The following is a 15369-nucleotide window of genomic DNA, read 5'->3' on the forward strand; positions in this document are numbered from 1 at the left end:
TCCTGTTAGCGGGGAAACCGAATGGTTTCCCCTGCAGTTACTGAAGACTCAGGCACTTTTACGAAGTAAACCCTGTTTTTTCAGGTAAATAAGCAAAATAGAGATGGCGGCTGGCGTAATACCTGAAATACGTGAAGCCTGACCAATGGAAGAAGGTTTATGATCGTTAAGCTTCGCTATCACCTCGTTAGAAAGACCATTCACGTTACGGTAATCGAGGTCTGCAGGTAATACGGTGTTTTCATTACGCTGCTGGCGCGAAATTTCTTCCAGCTGGCGGGCAATATAGCCTTCATACTTCACCTGTACTTCCACCTGTTCAGCGGCTGACGGATCAGCAAGCGCGGGGCCAAAGCCTGGTAAAGTCATTAATTTTTCGTACGTCAGTTCCGGACGGCGCAGCAAATCTTCACCATTCGCTTCTTTGGTGAGGGAGGCACTCAGTACCGCATTGATCTCTTCAACGTTCCCGGACTTAGGATGGACATGGATATCACGTAAGCGCTGACGCTCCAGTTCCACTGATTCCAGCTTCTGGTTGAAATGAGCCCAGCGTTCATCATCCACCAGCCCCAGTTCGCGACCGATCGCTGTCAGACGAAGATCGGCATTGTCTTCACGCAACATCAGACGATATTCTGCACGGGAGGTAAACATCCGGTACGGTTCTTTGGTTCCCAGGGTGCACAGGTCATCGACCAGAACACCGAGATAAGCGTTATCCCTGCGTGGGGTCCAGCCTTCTTTGTCTGCTGAGAAACGCCCGGCATTCAGGCCGGCCAGTAGTCCCTGGGCTGCGGCTTCTTCATATCCGGTAGTCCCGTTAATTTGTCCGGCAAAGAACAACCCGCTGATGTATTTACTCTCAAGCGTCGGTTTCAGATCCCGCGGGTCAAAGAAGTCATACTCAATGGCATACCCCGGGCGAATAATTTTTGCATTTTCCAGTCCATGCATAGAACGGACAATCTGCATCTGGACATCAAACGGTAAACTGGTCGATATCCCGTTCGGATAAATTTCGTTGCTGGTCAGTCCTTCCGGCTCCAGGAAGATCTGATGGGCGTTACGATCGGCAAAACGCATGACCTTGTCTTCAATCGACGGACAATAACGCGGACCGATCCCTTCGATCACCCCGGCATACATCGGGCTGCGATCGAGGTTATTACGGATCACTTCATGCGTTTTTTCATTGGTATGCGTGATGTAACACGCCATCTGCTGCGGATGATCACTGGCTTTCCCCATGAACGAAAAAACCGGCATCGGTGTATCACCGTGTTGCGGCGTCAGCACCGAAAAATCGATCGTTCTGGCATCAATGCGGGGAGGTGTCCCGGTTTTCAGACGATCCACGCGCAGCGGCAGCTCACGTAAGCGGCGTGCCAACGGAACTGAAGGAGGATCACCGGCACGGCCACCACTGTAATTATCCAGACCGATATGAATTTTACCGTCAAGGAACGTTCCGACAGTCAATACCACGGCTTTTGCACGAAAGCGTAAGCCCATCTGAGTGACAGCACCCACAACCTGATCGTTTTCGACGATAAGATCATCCACGGCTTGCTGGAAGATCATCAGGTTAGGCTGGTTTTCAAGCGCAGTACGTACTGCCTGCCGATAGAGTACGCGATCCGCTTGTGCACGGGTCGCCCTGACTGCCGGGCCTTTGCTGCTGTTTAGTATTCTAAACTGGATCCCTGCTTTGTCGATTGCCTGTGCCATCAGGCCGCCCATAGCATCGACTTCTTTAACCAGATGTCCCTTTCCGATACCACCAATTGCCGGGTTACACGACATTTGTCCCAGCGTATCGATGTTGTGTGTCAGTAGCAGGGTTTGCTGACCCATTCGGGCAGCAGCCATCGCTGCTTCTGTCCCTGCATGACCACCACCGATGATGATGACGTCAAAAGGATCTGGATAAAACATGGAGCAGTACCTCAGTAGATTAACGGTTGGGAGTCTATCCCGGGGGAGGATTCTACTTAAATTCCCTGACCGGCGAAAGTGGCAGGATCGTTAGGGGTTTAAAAGAAAGATCTTTATTTTATGTATGATCTTTCTGTTAGATCTCTTATTAGGATCCACTGATCTTGTGGATAAGGGTTTTTTCCTGTTACTTAACAGTGATCTAATAAGGATCGTATGCTGTGAATGATCGGTGATCCTTTCACGTATAAGCTGAGATCAAAAGGGTGACTTATACACAGGTCGAAAAAGCAGCAAGGGTTATTCATTGGATAACTACCGGTTATACGCACGTTTAAGGGTGAGTTATACACAGAAAAACCGAAAAAAAAGATCACAAAACAGGACTAATCACCACGGATCATTGGAAATAAACGATCAATCACCGTGGCCAGGGGGATCTAAATCAGTGATATCCACTGTTGAAACCATTCTGTGGCCGGATCCTCAGGCACATCGTGTTCCAGGACATCTATTTCCAGTCGATCGCCGATCCGTGTCGCTCCCAATGCCTGTAATTGTTGATCCAGGGTCCGTATAGCACCGCAGAACAGGTCATATTCATGGTTACCGATACCTATAGCACCGTAACGAACGGCTGAAAGATCCGGTTGGGTCTCTGAAAGCGTCTGAAAAAACGGTAACAGGTTATCCGGTATTTCACCGGCACCATGTGTTGAGCTGATCAGTAGCCAGATCCCTGTCGCCGGTACGTCATCATAAGCAGGCCCGTGCAGAACTTCGGCAGAAAGCCCCTTTGCTTCTGCAATTTCAGCCAGATCTTCAGCGACGTATTCGGCACTGCCCAGGGTACTGCCTGTGATAAACGTAATATCCGCCATCGATCTTCCCTCTGTTAAAGGCGTGCATTGTACGCTGTGATCAAGCAGTGATCCACCTGTGGACAACAGGGTTATTCATTTTTTATTTTCTGCGGGAAAGGCGGCCAGTTCAGGGGGCGTTCATGAATAAGGTTATCCACAATGGCCCTGAGGATCAGGGCTTGATGGTTCGCATGATCGGATTCTGTAAAGAGATAAGCGTTTCGGTGGACTGAATTTCATCAATGGTTTGTATCTTATTGATAAGCACCTGTTGAAGGGCATCGATAGAGCGACACATCACCTTGATAAACACGCTGTAATGGCCGGTGGTGTACCAGGCCTCCACAACTTCGTCGAGCGCTTCCAGTTTGCTCAGCGCGGCAGGATAATCACGGGCACTTTTTAGAATAATGCCGATAAAACAGCAGACATCGAACCCGAGTTTTTTTGGATCAACATCAATGCGGGTACCCAGGATAATCCCGGCCTGACGCATTTTTTCGACACGGACATGAATGGTACCGGCACTCACACTGAACTGTTTTGCAAGTTCAGCATAGGCCGTTTTGGCATTATTCAGCAGGGCGTTAAGGATATCGCGATCAAGTTGATCGAGTTGCAGCGTATCAGCCATCCTGTTTCCTTCTATATCAGGGGTAAGGTAAACAGTGACAGTAATCCCCCTGGCGCAGGCTGGCAAGGAATAGCTGACCGGAGCCAGCTATTCCTGCCGGGCCACTATTTTTTACGCCAGAGCGTCAGCTGAGCCAACGTATGCTGATATTTGCGGGACGTTTCTCTGATCACAAAGGGAATGTCCTCCGGCGGCGTAATCTCCTCAAAATCGGCCTGCAGAATGCGCCGTAATGCCTGTAAGGTTGTCACTGCTTCTCCGTTCTCACGGACTCCGCCCAGCCAGTTCTCTTTAGGCGTATATTCTTCAAGCCAGGTATAAGGTGAAGAGAGCAGTAAGATCCCACCCGGACGCAGCATCGGCGTAATGTTCTCCAGAAAACGCCGGGGTTCACGCAGTCTGTCCAGCAGATTTGAGGCGAAAACCAGGTCAAACGCTCCCGGACGGGCTTTCAGGTTACAGGCATCACCCTGCGTAAAATGTACAGGTCCTTGTGCAGCATAGTCAGGTAAGGCATCGTTTAGCTGTAATGTCCGGTAATCCACCAGCTCACCTTCACTCGGGATCTGGTAGCGGAACTCTTCTCCCGCAGAAAGCTTTTCTGCCACATCAATAAAGCGTGCCGAATAATCCATGCCGGTCACCTGAGAGAAATAACGTGACAATTCAAATGTTGCGCGGCCGGTTGCACAGCCGATATCCAGGGCATGTGCCCGCGACTCACACCAGGGCAGGGCTTTCTCCACCAGTACCTTCGCATAATTGGCGATACCGAACTTATCCGGACCGTACTGAAAATCCAGATATTGTGAGACCATCAGGTCTGTTTCATAGGGGTTCACTTTCTGCGTTTCCTGGTGAGATGAGATCACATACCGGAAACCGGCATGCTGAAAGAAATGCCGTCGAAATGCATATCGGGCTGATTTCAGCGTCTCGTTTCCTGTCGAAATGAAGCTGCCGCCTTTAATCAGATTGTGTTTTCCGTCAAACGTCGGTGTCGAAAAATCGTCATACAACGGATGTACTTTGAACCCGGGGAAACCACTGATAGGTGTCGTCGTCCACTGCCAGACATTCCCGACGATATCGTAAAACCCCTCCTGCGGAAAAAGATCCACCGGACACGGTGAGGCGGCATAGCTTAGATTGATATTTGCAGGCAGAGGTTCACCGGCAGCAGGCTCATGTATGCGCTGACGTAACAGGTACCACTCTGCTTCTGAGGGGAGCTGGACCGGCTCCCCCAGCATTTCTGCTTTCCAGCGACAAAATGCCGCAGCTTCGAGCTGATTCACTTCGGCTGGCCAGTCCCAGGGCATCGGGACTTCTTCCGTCATCAGTCGTAATTTAAGCTGATCGGGTTGCAATACATCACCCACCCAGAAGGTCGGGTGTTCGGCACGGGCAAACTCACGCCATTGCCAGCCTTCTTCGTCCCAGAAACGACGCGTGTGGTAGCCGCCGGCCTGTACAAATGCCAGAAATTCCGCATGACTGACCAGCATTTGGCTGGCCATAAAGGGACTGACTTCTGTTTGCTGAAAGCCGTATTCATTATCCCAGCCGTACGTCTCATCTTCTTTACCCAGTGATACCGGACCCCCTTCAATCGTGACCAGGCTATTTTCCGGGACCTGTGAGCGCTGATGCCTTGCCCGGGGGCAATGGGGCCAGAACGGAGAGGGCTTTACCTGGCTGAGGGGAAGCTGGCGGATGAGCACACTGGAGGTTTCAAGGTGGATCCTTTCATGTTCGATCCCCATCAGGATCACCCATGCCGGGCTGTCCCAACTGACAGGCAGGTCCAGCGGCATCTCTTCAATAAAATGAAGCACCTGCTGCTTTACTTTCTGACGGTACGCTTTGACATCGCTGACCGGTGGCCATGGGTAATGCTGGTCATCCAGGTCATCCCAGCTCATTTCATCCACTCCGATAGCCATCATGGACTCGAGCGTGGCATCAATACGGGTGTCGAGATATCCGCCTGCAATCAGCTTATTAATATAAAAGGTTGCAGTATGGGCATAATAGAAAATAAGCGGATGCCGCAAAGAAATAGCCTTTGTCGTCCAGGCATCCGGACTCTCCAGGCATTCAAACAGGCTCTCATACAGTTCCCAGCTGTGAAGAAAATATTCCAGGATCTGTTGACGTTTTTCTGAGGCATTTTTACCGGTTAAAGGAACCGTATAAGACGGTAAAGGCAGGTGTGGCTGACGGTCGGGTATCATTACTGAAGGGCTCCGCTATGCAAAGGCATATATATACTGACTATAGCAGAGAATCAGCATAGCCCTACCTTTTCAGGCGTCGCAGTAATCGCATCCTTAGCCGGGTATCAAATGTCCAGATATGGTCAAATATTCGCAGGATCCCGGGCTTACCGTGCGGTGAAAGTGTGACGGCATGGAATCGCTGTTGCCGTTGCTGGCGGATCTTCTCCAGCCGCTGGATCAATTCTTTCGGCAGTCGCTGGGCGATAAAGTCAGAGATAATGACGGCATCCGCATCCCGCCAGGCTTCAGTTTCCAGGTAGTCACTGACCGTATTCAGGCATTGTGCCAGATCGGTCCCGCCACGGAATCGCTGGCTCAGAAAACGGGTGGCCTGTTGCAGGCCATCTTCTGCGGTCAGTTCGTAATGGATAACTTCACTGGCAAATAACATCACGTGGCAACGGCGCTTTCCGGTGAGCGCGATTTTAAGTAAAGCGAGGCAGAATCCCTTTGCACAGCGTTCATTAAATCCACCCATCGAGCCGGAAGTATCCACACAGACAATAAAAGGGCCCGCCGGGGTCGGGTCTTTCCTGTGTCCGGTCACGGGGTGGTGCCGGAGTTCTTCATGAGATGATTCTCCCTGAAGCTGATAGGTCAGCAGACGTTTTTCCACCAGCCGGCGATAAAATTCCAGTTCAAGTTCCGTGATGCTCAGCGCTGCCAGTTCCGTCGGCAGCAGACGTAAAATATCATCGCTTTGGTGGATGCCGCTCACCTCTTCAGGAACGGACTCCGTATGAGGGACCCGGACTTTCTGTACACCCATGGCGGTTTCTTCTGCAGGTTCTGCCGCGGATCCGTGGCTGCGCCCTAATTGTGCTGCCAGAGAGGAAAGCTCAGGATGTGTTTTCAGAAATTCGCTGTATTCAATAATTAAATCTGCATCTCCCTTTTGTAATGGGGCTTTACTCCTGTCCCATAACTGGCCGGCGGCGGCTTCTTCGTCTTCTTCCAGCAAGGGGGATAGTTGACCGGTGAGCGTAATCCGTTGCTGTAATTCATTGATTATGCGATCTCTGTGCTGTTCCAGCAGGTTTTCATTCAGGCTTGCCGTCTGTAACGTCAGGTTCAGCCGCCAGCGTTGAAAGAAAAGGCTGTGTTGTGCCGGCGTAAACAGGGTGTCATCGGCCTGTCTCCTCAGTTTTTCCGCTTCTTCTGTAAACGGAGAGTTGAGCTGTTCCAGAGCCTGCAGGGTTTCAGGCAACTGCTGGCTGAAGGTATACAGGCTGAGCGCTCTTTGCCGGGTATAGAGCGCAAACTCCTGAGCCAGCGTCGCCGGTACCGGTGTATTTTTCTGCTCTTCGCTGATGGCGGCTTTAATCGCAGGTAAATCACGCAACAGTGCTTTTTTTAGCGCCGGGCTTTTTTCCAGAAACATCACCAGCTGCGGGGCAGCCAGTAGTGTTGTCAGAAAGTCATTCACTGTATCGTAATCATTAAATGACAGCAGACTTAGCAGTGTATCGATAGAAATCATTGCATTGCCTGTTCTATCTGATCGGCCACATCCTGCAGGCTGTGTTCAATCACCGCCAGCCACTGATCGTCGATGAAAAGGCATTGCTGATGCTGACGGAACAGTAAACGTTGTGCCTGTAACTGTTCTTTCAGGGCCTGCAGGCCGAGGGCGATTTCCTCGGGCAGCGTATTGTCCGGGCGGCGGGGAGACGCACTCAGCCCGGAGGATTGCAGACTGATATCCCGGATATTCAACCGGTTCCGTTCATCAATATATAAATCCAGTGATTGTGCAAAGCCCATCCCGTTAAGTTTGCCTTTAATCTCTCCGCCTTTCTGCAACCATTGGTTCAGTGATCCTCTGTTGATCACCAGATGCGATACTTTTAAATCATGCAGTGTCAGGGGGTGCAGCAGTATCAGCGTCAGCTGTTCCTCTGTCAGGTCTTGCGGCAAGGATGGATGCGCTTTCCGGCCAAACAGTGAGCTTTGTTTTTCCAGCGTTAATATTTGTTGCTCGTTCGTCTGTTGTTGCAGTGTGATCCTGCGGGCTTGCAGCTGTTGCAGTTTGAGTAATATTGCCTGTTGCTCCCATCCGTACCCGGTGACCAGTGATCGTATTTCCTGCTCAATCAGTTGCATGGAGGCTGTGTCGTGCCATAAACAGTCTTTCAGTAATATCAGGTCCACAGGTGCAATTGACTCACGCCCACTGAAAAATGCGCTAGCCTGCAGTAACCGGGTGGCTTTCTTCCAGCGGCGGTCTGAGATATAGGGCGCTTCAGCCTGATTTTCCAGCTGGTGGCGTAACCGGTAAATCAGCTCAAAAACAGGATCCGGCAGGGCGATGCGGGTAATATTTTTCTGCCATTGCTGATATTCGTCATGGGTAATACGTAAAGATCCCCACGAAGAAAGCACGGTGTCTTCTCCTGAGGCGATCAGCATATTACGGAAATTATTTTTGCTACTGACATTATCAAGGCATAGTCGTATCAGCATACGGTCATAGAGGGCGGTCAGGCCACTGTCTTCTTCCGGGAATTCATTGGATGCGGTGATCAGTAATCGCATCGGGATGGTGGCCTCACTGTCACCGTTACGAAACCGGCGTTCATTAATGGCTGTGAGTAACGTATTCAGGATGGCCGGTCCCGCTTTCCATATTTCATCCAGGAACACTATTTCCGCTTCAGGAAGATAGCCTTTGGTCAGACGCTGATAACGTCCTTCATCTTTTAGCGCCTGAATAGAGAGCGGACCAAAGACTTCTTCAGGAGTTGAAAAGCGGGTCATCAGATATTCAAAAGCACGGGCATCCTGAAATGCATATTTCAGCCGACGGGCAATCAGACTTTTGGCAATGCCGGGGGGACCCATCAGGAATACGCTTTCACCACAAAGAGCTGCCAGCAGACACAACCGGATAGTATGGTGTCTTTCATACAGCCCTTTTTCCAGCATATCGCTGAGGCGCGTAATTCTGTCAGCTAAAAGATGAGTCAATGCCATAATAATAATTGAGTCCTTGTAATCACCGCCGGAGTGCGGTCTTTCCGGCATCTTGCCATGACAAACCGGCAGAGGGGGTGCTAAATGATAACCTTTAAGATTGTCTTATTACTGCAGGGTTCTGCAACGGGTTAATAATGAATTTTAGAGACCTTTTATCAATACCGGGTGGGTTTTCTGATGAATAAGTGCATACTGTGCCACTTTAGCAGTTAATAAGGCACGTTTTTACGGGACTGGTTAAAAACAAGATAAAATGATATGAGCTCAAATAACAAACAATCAACCGGCGCATTGACGCTAGCAGCTATCGGTGTGGTTTATGGTGATATAGGTACCAGCCCGCTGTATACACTACGTGAGTGTCTTTCGGGGCAATTTGGTTTCGGCATCGAGCAGGAGTCAGTGTTTGGCTTTCTGTCATTGATTTTCTGGTTATTAATCCTTGTCGTTTCTCTGAAATATATCAGCTACGTCATGCGGGCGGATAATGCCGGTGAAGGCGGGATCCTGACACTGATGTCTCTTGCCGGACGAAATACCGGTGCCCGGGCCACCGCTATCTTGCTTATTATGGGGCTGGTCGGCGGGAGTTTCTTCTATGGCGAGGTCGTTATTACGCCTGCCATCTCGGTAATGTCTGCGATGGAAGGCCTGGAAATTGCGGCCCCCTCACTGGATGCTTATATTGTCCCTCTCTCCATTGCTGTACTGACTCTTCTTTTTCTGATCCAGAAACATGGTACCGGGCTTGTGGGCAAAATGTTTGCACCGGTCATGCTTATCTGGTTTGTCGTCCTGGCGGTGCTGGGCGTTAACAGTATTATAAAGAATCCGGTCGTATTACAGGCGCTGAACCCCTGGCATGCGGTTGAGTTTTTCCTGCATTACAAAATGGTGTCCTTTTTTGCGCTGGGTGCGGTAGTCCTGTCTATTACCGGGGTTGAAGCCTTATATGCCGATATGGGGCATTTCGGGAAATTACCGATACGTATCGCCTGGTTTTGTGTGGTTCTGCCTTCACTGGTTCTCAACTATTTTGGTCAGGGCGCATTATTGCTTGCTCATCCTGATGCCATTAAAAACCCGTTCTTCCTGCTGGCACCGGACTGGGCTTTGATCCCGATGTTACTGCTGGCGACCCTGGCCACCGTGATTGCCTCGCAGGCAGTGATCTCCGGGGTATTTTCACTGACCCGACAGGCGGTACGTCTCGGTTATTTGTCACCGATGCGAATCATCCATACGTCAGAAATGGAATCCGGCCAGATCTATATCCCTATGATCAACTGGTTACTGTATTCGGCGGTGCTGGTGGTCATTATCTGTTTCAAACATTCCAGCAATCTTGCCGCGGCTTATGGTATTGCCGTCACCGGCACGATGATCCTGACCACTATCCTGTCCTGTACGGTCGCACGTAAAAACTGGCACTGGAATATTTTCCTGGTGGGTATGATTTTCATCGTATTACTGTGCATTGATGTGCCTTTATTCAGTGCCAACCTGATAAAAATCTTCTCAGGTGGCTGGCTGCCGCTTTGTCTGGCACTGGTCATGTTTATTATTATGACGACCTGGAAAAGCGAGCGGTTCCGCGTCCTGCGCAGGATGCATGAACACGGTAACTCCCTGGAAGCGATGATAGCGTCACTGGAGAAAAACCCGCCACTTCGGGTGCCGGGAACAGCGGTGTTTATGTCCAGAGTGCTGAATGTCATTCCTTTTGCGATGCTGCACAACCTTAAACACAACAAAATATTGCATGAGCGGGTAGTGTTGCTGACATTACGTACCGAAGATGCCCCGTATGTCCATAATGTTCGTCGTGTCACGATAGAGCAGCTCTCCCCGACCTTCTGGCGGGTGGTCGCCAGCTACGGCTGGCGTGAAACGCCAAATGTAGAAGAAATCTTCCATCGGTGCGGACTGGAAGGGCTGAACTGCAGAATGATGGATACCTCGTTCTTTATGTCACGTGAGTCACTGATTTTAGGGAAACGTCCGTGGTATCTGCGATTGCGCGGTAAGTTATTTATGGCTCTGCAACGTAATGCGTTACGGGCACCGGATCAGTTTGAAATCCCGCCAAACCGGGTCATTGAACTGGGGACTCAGGTAGAGTTCTGAGAAAAGGGGGGCAGGTTATCTGCCCCCCTTTTTTTATCGGCCCGCTATCTGGTCACCGAAGGCTCAGGACTCGCTCTTCTTACTGCTACCGATAGCTGTGATTACATGCTGTCTGGCACCGGAGTGAATGAAGTGAACTTCTGTTGCAAGAGATTACGCTTTAGCTTTTTTCTTTTCACGATCGTGAATCAGGTTTTTACCATCTTCCGGTCTCAGTAGCAGGAAGATCAGTGCGGATAACAGCGTCACAATCCCCATACTCAGGAAGGTGGCATGAAAATCCCAGAGCGCCTCGCCTGAAATGTTTTGCCAGAAACGTAAGACGGCAGCACTGACTGCCACACCAAAGCTGATAGCCAGTTGCTGGGTGACGGCCAGTACGCTGTTTCCTGAGCTGGCGTTGTCATCTGTGAGATCGGCCAGGGTGATGGTGTTCATGGAGGTAAATTGCATCGACATAAACATTCCCATTACAAATAACGGTACCAGCAGTATCCAGAAGGGAAGGCCCGGTGATTGCAATGAGAAGCTTGCGACGAACAGGCCAATCACTCCGGTGACAATCACCAGAGTCCGGCGATAACCCAGGCTTCGCAGAACCCGGGTCACCAGTGATTTTGCGAGGATAGAACCGAGAGCGGTCGGAACCATAATACAGCCAGCGAGCAGAGCGGAATACCCGAACCCTACCTGTAGCATCAGTGGCATCAGGAATGGAACTGAGCCTGTCCCTAAGCGCGAAGCTATATTACCGATGATCCCGATAGAAAAGGTCCGCGTCTTAAACATTGGCAGACCTATCAGAGGTGCAGGGTGATTTCTGGCATGTCTTATATAGAGTAATAGCAGGATAACCCCGCTAATCAGAATGGCAGCGGCCAGTGAACTGCGTACCAGTTGTTCACCAAATAACTCAATACCAACAGAGATCAGTACCAGCCCGAGACCAAACAGTAAAAAGCCAGGCGCATCAAACCGCCGTTTGGGGGTGGTAAAATCGGGCATATATTTTCGGGCAAAAAAGACCCCGGCTAACGCTATCGGGATATTAATAAGAAATATCCAGTGCCATGTCGCATAGGTAACCAGGATCCCGCCCAACACCGGGCCCAGTACCGGGCCGATTAATCCTGGCATCGTCACAAAGTTCAGAATAGGCAGTAATTCACTACGGGGATAGGCCCTCAGTAGCGCAAGGCGGGCTACGGGCATCATCATGGCACCGCCAATCCCCTGGATGACCCGGGAAACAACCAGCATAGGCAGAGTGCCGGAAAGTGCACAGGTCAAAGAACCTAACGCAAAAAGACTGACGGCCAGAATAAAAATCCGCCGTGTACCGAACCGGTCAGCCAGCCAGCCGCTTACCGGAATAAGCATGGCCACGGTTAATGTATAACTGATGACTGCCGACTGCATGGCTAACGGAGGGCGATCCATACTGTGTGCAATAGCCGGCAGGGCAGTATTCAGAATAGTGGCGTCCAGCGACTGCATAAAGAAAGCCATCGCTGCTATCCAGGGTAGGCCAGACATACTGCGTGCAGAGCGAACCATTAAGTATCCTTTTATTTTCAGATAAGCCGCGGCATTTACCTTAGCCTCAGGCTGAGCATTCAGTCATTATTCAGTACTGATCCCGGAAAGAGTAATAAGTATGTAGAAAAAATAGCGACTATTAGTGTTTTTTTTACTCAAAACAGCACATAAAACAGCAAAATGGATAAAAAAGCGACACTCAGAAATTAATTTGGAATAAACCCTTGTCAGAAAAAATTATCTCCCTATAATGCGCTCCCACTGACACGGCAAAGCGCTAAGCGCCACGGCGTGACAGGGACTGAAGCGATTCGGTCCGGGAGAAAAAATCACGAAATAGTGGTTGACTCCTGAGGTGAAAAGCGTAATATACGCCACCTCGCAACAACAACCTAAACGGTTGAGTTGCAACGCTCTTTAACAATTTATCAGACAATCTGTGTGGGCACTCGCAGGATTGATATCAACGTCTCCGGACGTAAAACATATCAAGTCTTAAGAGTGAACACATAATGAAATTCATTATGAGTGTTTTACACTTGAGCATCGCTGAACTCGTTTCAGCAAATCAAACTTAAATTGAAGAGTTTGATCATGGCTCAGATTGAACGCTGGCGGCAGGCCTAACACATGCAAGTCGAACGGTAGCACAGAGGAGCTTGCTCCTTGGGTGACGAGTGGCGGACGGGTGAGTAATGTCTGGGAAACTGCCTGATGGAGGGGGATAACTACTGGAAACGGTAGCTAATACCGCATAATGTCGCAAGACCAAAGCGGGGGACCTTCGGGCCTCGCACCATCGGATGTGCCCAGATGGGATTAGCTTGTAGGTGAGGTAATGGCTCACCTAGGCGANAGCAAATCAAACTTAAATTGAAGAGTTTGATCATGGCTCAGATTGAACGCTGGCGGCAGGCCTAACACATGCAAGTCGAACGGTAGCACAGAGGAGCTTGCTCCTTGGGTGACGAGTGGCGGACGGGTGAGTAATGTCTGGGAAACTGCCTGATGGAGGGGGATAACTACTGGAAACGGTAGCTAATACCGCATAATGTCGCAAGACCAAAGCGGGGGACCTTCGGGCCTCGCACCATCGGATGTGCCCAGATGGGATTAGCTTGTAGGTGAGGTAATGGCTCACCTAGGCGACGATCCCTAGCTGGTCTGAGAGGATGACCAGCCACACTGGAACTGAGACACGGTCCAGACTCCTACGGGAGGCAGCAGTGGGGAATATTGCACAATGGGCGCAAGCCTGATGCAGCCATGCCGCGTGTATGAAGAAGGCCTTCGGGTTGTAAAGTACTTTCAGCGGGGAGGAAGGCAGTCGTGTTAATAGCACGATTGATTGACGTTACCCGCAGAAGAAGCACCGGCTAACTCCGTGCCAGCAGCCGCGGTAATACGGAGGGTGCAAGCGTTAATCGGAATTACTGGGCGTAAAGCGCACGCAGGCGGTCTGTCAAGTCGGATGTGAAATCCCCGGGCTCAACCCGGGAACTGCATTCGAAACTGGCAGACTAGAGTCTTGTAGAGGGGGGTAGAATTCCAGGTGTAGCGGTGAAATGCGTAGAGATCTGGAGGAATACCGGTGGCGAAGGCGGCCCCCTGGACAAAGACTGACGCTCAGGTGCGAAAGCGTGGGGAGCAAACAGGATTAGATACNAAGCACCGGCTAACTCCGTGCCAGCAGCCGCGGTAATACGGAGGGTGCAAGCGTTAATCGGAATTACTGGGCGTAAAGCGCACGCAGGCGGTCTGTCAAGTCGGATGTGAAATCCCCGGGCTCAACCCGGGAACTGCATTCGAAACTGGCAGACTAGAGTCTTGTAGAGGGGGGTAGAATTCCAGGTGTAGCGGTGAAATGCGTAGAGATCTGGAGGAATACCGGTGGCGAAGGCGGCCCCCTGGACAAAGACTGACGCTCAGGTGCGAAAGCGTGGGGAGCAAACAGGATTAGATACCCTGGTAGTCCACGCCGTAAACGATGTCGACTTGGAGGCTGTTCCCTTGAGGAGTGGCTTCCGGAGCTAACGCGTTAAGTCGACCGCCTGGGGAGTACGGCCGCAAGGTTAAAACTCAAATGAATTGACGGGGGCCCGCACAAGCGGTGGAGCATGTGGTTTAATTCGATGCAACGCGAAGAACCTTACCTACTCTTGACATCCAGAGAACTTGGCAGAGATGCCTTGGTGCCTTCGGGAACTCTGAGACAGGTGCTGCATGGCTGTCGTCAGCTCGTGTTGTGAAATGTTGGGTTAAGTCCCGCAACGAGCGCAACCCCTATCCTTTGTNAGTGGCTTCCGGAGCTAACGCGTTAAGTCGACCGCCTGGGGAGTACGGCCGCAAGGTTAAAACTCAAATGAATTGACGGGGGCCCGCACAAGCGGTGGAGCATGTGGTTTAATTCGATGCAACGCGAAGAACCTTACCTACTCTTGACATCCAGAGAACTTGGCAGAGATGCCTTGGTGCCTTCGGGAACTCTGAGACAGGTGCTGCATGGCTGTCGTCAGCTCGTGTTGTGAAATGTTGGGTTAAGTCCCGCAACGAGCGCAACCCCTATCCTTTGTTGCCAGCGATTCGGTCGGGAACTCAAAGGAGACTGCCGGTGATAAACCGGAGGAAGGTGGGGATGACGTCAAGTCATCATGGCCCTTACGAGTAGGGCTACACACGTGCTACAATGGCGCATACAAAGAGAAGCGACCTCGCGAGAGCAAGCGGACCTCATAAAGTGCGTCGTAGTCCGGATTGGAGTCTGCAACTCGACTCCATGAAGTCGGAATCGCTAGTAATCGTAGATCAGAATGCTACGGTGAATACGTTCCCGGGCCTTGTACACACCGCCCGTCACACCATGGGAGTGGGTTGCAAAAGAAGTAGATAGCTTAACCTTCGGGAGGGCGTTTACCACTTTGTGATTCATGACTGGGGTGAAGTCGTAACAAGGTAACCGTAGGGGAACCTGCGGTTGGATCACCTCCTTACCTGAAGATACACTCCCGCG

8 protein-coding genes and 1 rRNA gene are annotated in these 15369 nt (G+C 50.8%); 2 read left to right on the top strand and 7 right to left on the bottom strand.

Translation table 11 applies throughout. The features are described from left to right. Positions 1-48: 48 nt before the first annotated feature. From mnmG to ravA, 6 genes are all read right to left on the bottom strand, one after another. Positions 49-1938 carry a tRNA uridine-5-carboxymethylaminomethyl(34) synthesis enzyme MnmG gene (gene mnmG, locus CG67_RS03655; RefSeq protein ID WP_025901635.1) on the bottom strand — a complete coding sequence of 630 codons (1890 nt, stop codon included), beginning with the start codon at positions 1936-1938 and terminating at the stop codon, positions 49-51. A gap of 440 nt (positions 1939-2378) precedes the next feature. Beyond that, positions 2379-2819 (bottom strand): FMN-binding protein MioC, encoded by a 441-nt coding sequence (gene mioC / locus CG67_RS03660; protein WP_025901636.1) that lies wholly within the window; start codon positions 2817-2819, stop codon positions 2379-2381. A 154-nt stretch (positions 2820-2973) separates the two neighbouring features. After that, positions 2974-3435: a transcriptional regulator AsnC gene (gene asnC, locus CG67_RS03665; protein ID WP_025901637.1), complete on the bottom strand. Its 462-nt coding sequence runs from the start codon at positions 3433-3435 to the stop codon at positions 2974-2976. Between the two features lie 104 nt (positions 3436-3539). Then, entirely contained in the window at positions 3540-5672 is a 2133-nt protein-coding gene (ovoA, locus tag CG67_RS03670; RefSeq protein ID WP_025901638.1) for a 5-histidylcysteine sulfoxide synthase, read from the bottom strand. 64 nt (positions 5673-5736) lie between these two features. Further along, complete coding sequence (gene viaA, locus CG67_RS03675; RefSeq protein WP_025901639.1) at positions 5737-7197, bottom strand: ATPase RavA stimulator ViaA; 1461 nt, start codon at positions 7195-7197, stop codon at positions 5737-5739. Continuing rightward, complete coding sequence (gene ravA / locus CG67_RS03680) at positions 7194-8690, bottom strand: ATPase RavA (protein WP_025901640.1); 1497 nt, start codon at positions 8688-8690, stop codon at positions 7194-7196. Before ravA ends, viaA begins: the two co-directional genes overlap by 4 nt. Positions 8691-8951: 261 nt before the next feature. Between ravA and kup the strand changes: the two genes are divergently transcribed. After that, a complete protein-coding gene (kup, locus tag CG67_RS03685) occupies positions 8952-10820 on the top strand; it encodes a low affinity potassium transporter Kup (protein WP_025901641.1) in 1869 nt (622 codons plus the stop codon). Positions 10821-10973: 153 nt separating this feature from the next. Here kup and mdtD read toward each other — a convergent pair whose 3' ends face one another. Then, the gene (gene mdtD, locus CG67_RS03690; RefSeq protein WP_025901642.1) at positions 10974-12377 is read right to left on the bottom strand and encodes a multidrug transporter subunit MdtD; all 1404 of its coding nucleotides are present in this window, start codon (positions 12375-12377) and stop codon (positions 10974-10976) included. 852 nt (positions 12378-13229) lie between these two features. On the opposite strand from mdtD, the gene CG67_RS17315 reads away from it, so the two are divergent. After that, positions 13230-15349: ribosomal RNA gene (locus tag CG67_RS17315) — 16S ribosomal RNA — on the top strand. The last annotated feature ends 20 nt before the right edge of the window (positions 15350-15369 follow it).

Source organism: Tatumella sp. UCD-D_suzukii (assembly GCF_000611875.2).
Classification (GTDB): Bacteria; Pseudomonadota; Gammaproteobacteria; order Enterobacterales; family Enterobacteriaceae; genus Tatumella; species Tatumella ptyseos.

What these genes read in the sequence shown, in the direction of transcription:
- mnmG (WP_025901635.1), bottom strand. Translation starts at nt 1,938, where the DNA reads ATGTTTTATCCAGATCCTTTTGACGTCATCATCATCGGTGGTGGTCAT.
- mioC (WP_025901636.1), bottom strand. Translation starts at nt 2,819, where the DNA reads ATGGCGGATATTACGTTTATCACAGGCAGTACCCTGGGCAGTGCCGAA.
- asnC (WP_025901637.1), bottom strand. Translation starts at nt 3,435, where the DNA reads ATGGCTGATACGCTGCAACTCGATCAACTTGATCGCGATATCCTTAAC.
- ovoA (WP_025901638.1), bottom strand. Translation starts at nt 5,672, where the DNA reads ATGATACCCGACCGTCAGCCACACCTGCCTTTACCGTCTTATACGGTT.
- viaA (WP_025901639.1), bottom strand. Translation starts at nt 7,197, where the DNA reads ATGATTTCTATCGATACACTGCTAAGTCTGCTGTCATTTAATGATTAC.
- ravA (WP_025901640.1), bottom strand. Translation starts at nt 8,690, where the DNA reads ATGGCATTGACTCATCTTTTAGCTGACAGAATTACGCGCCTCAGCGAT.
- kup (WP_025901641.1), top strand. Translation starts at nt 8,952, where the DNA reads ATGAGCTCAAATAACAAACAATCAACCGGCGCATTGACGCTAGCAGCT.
- mdtD (WP_025901642.1), bottom strand. Translation starts at nt 12,377, where the DNA reads ATGGTTCGCTCTGCACGCAGTATGTCTGGCCTACCCTGGATAGCAGCG.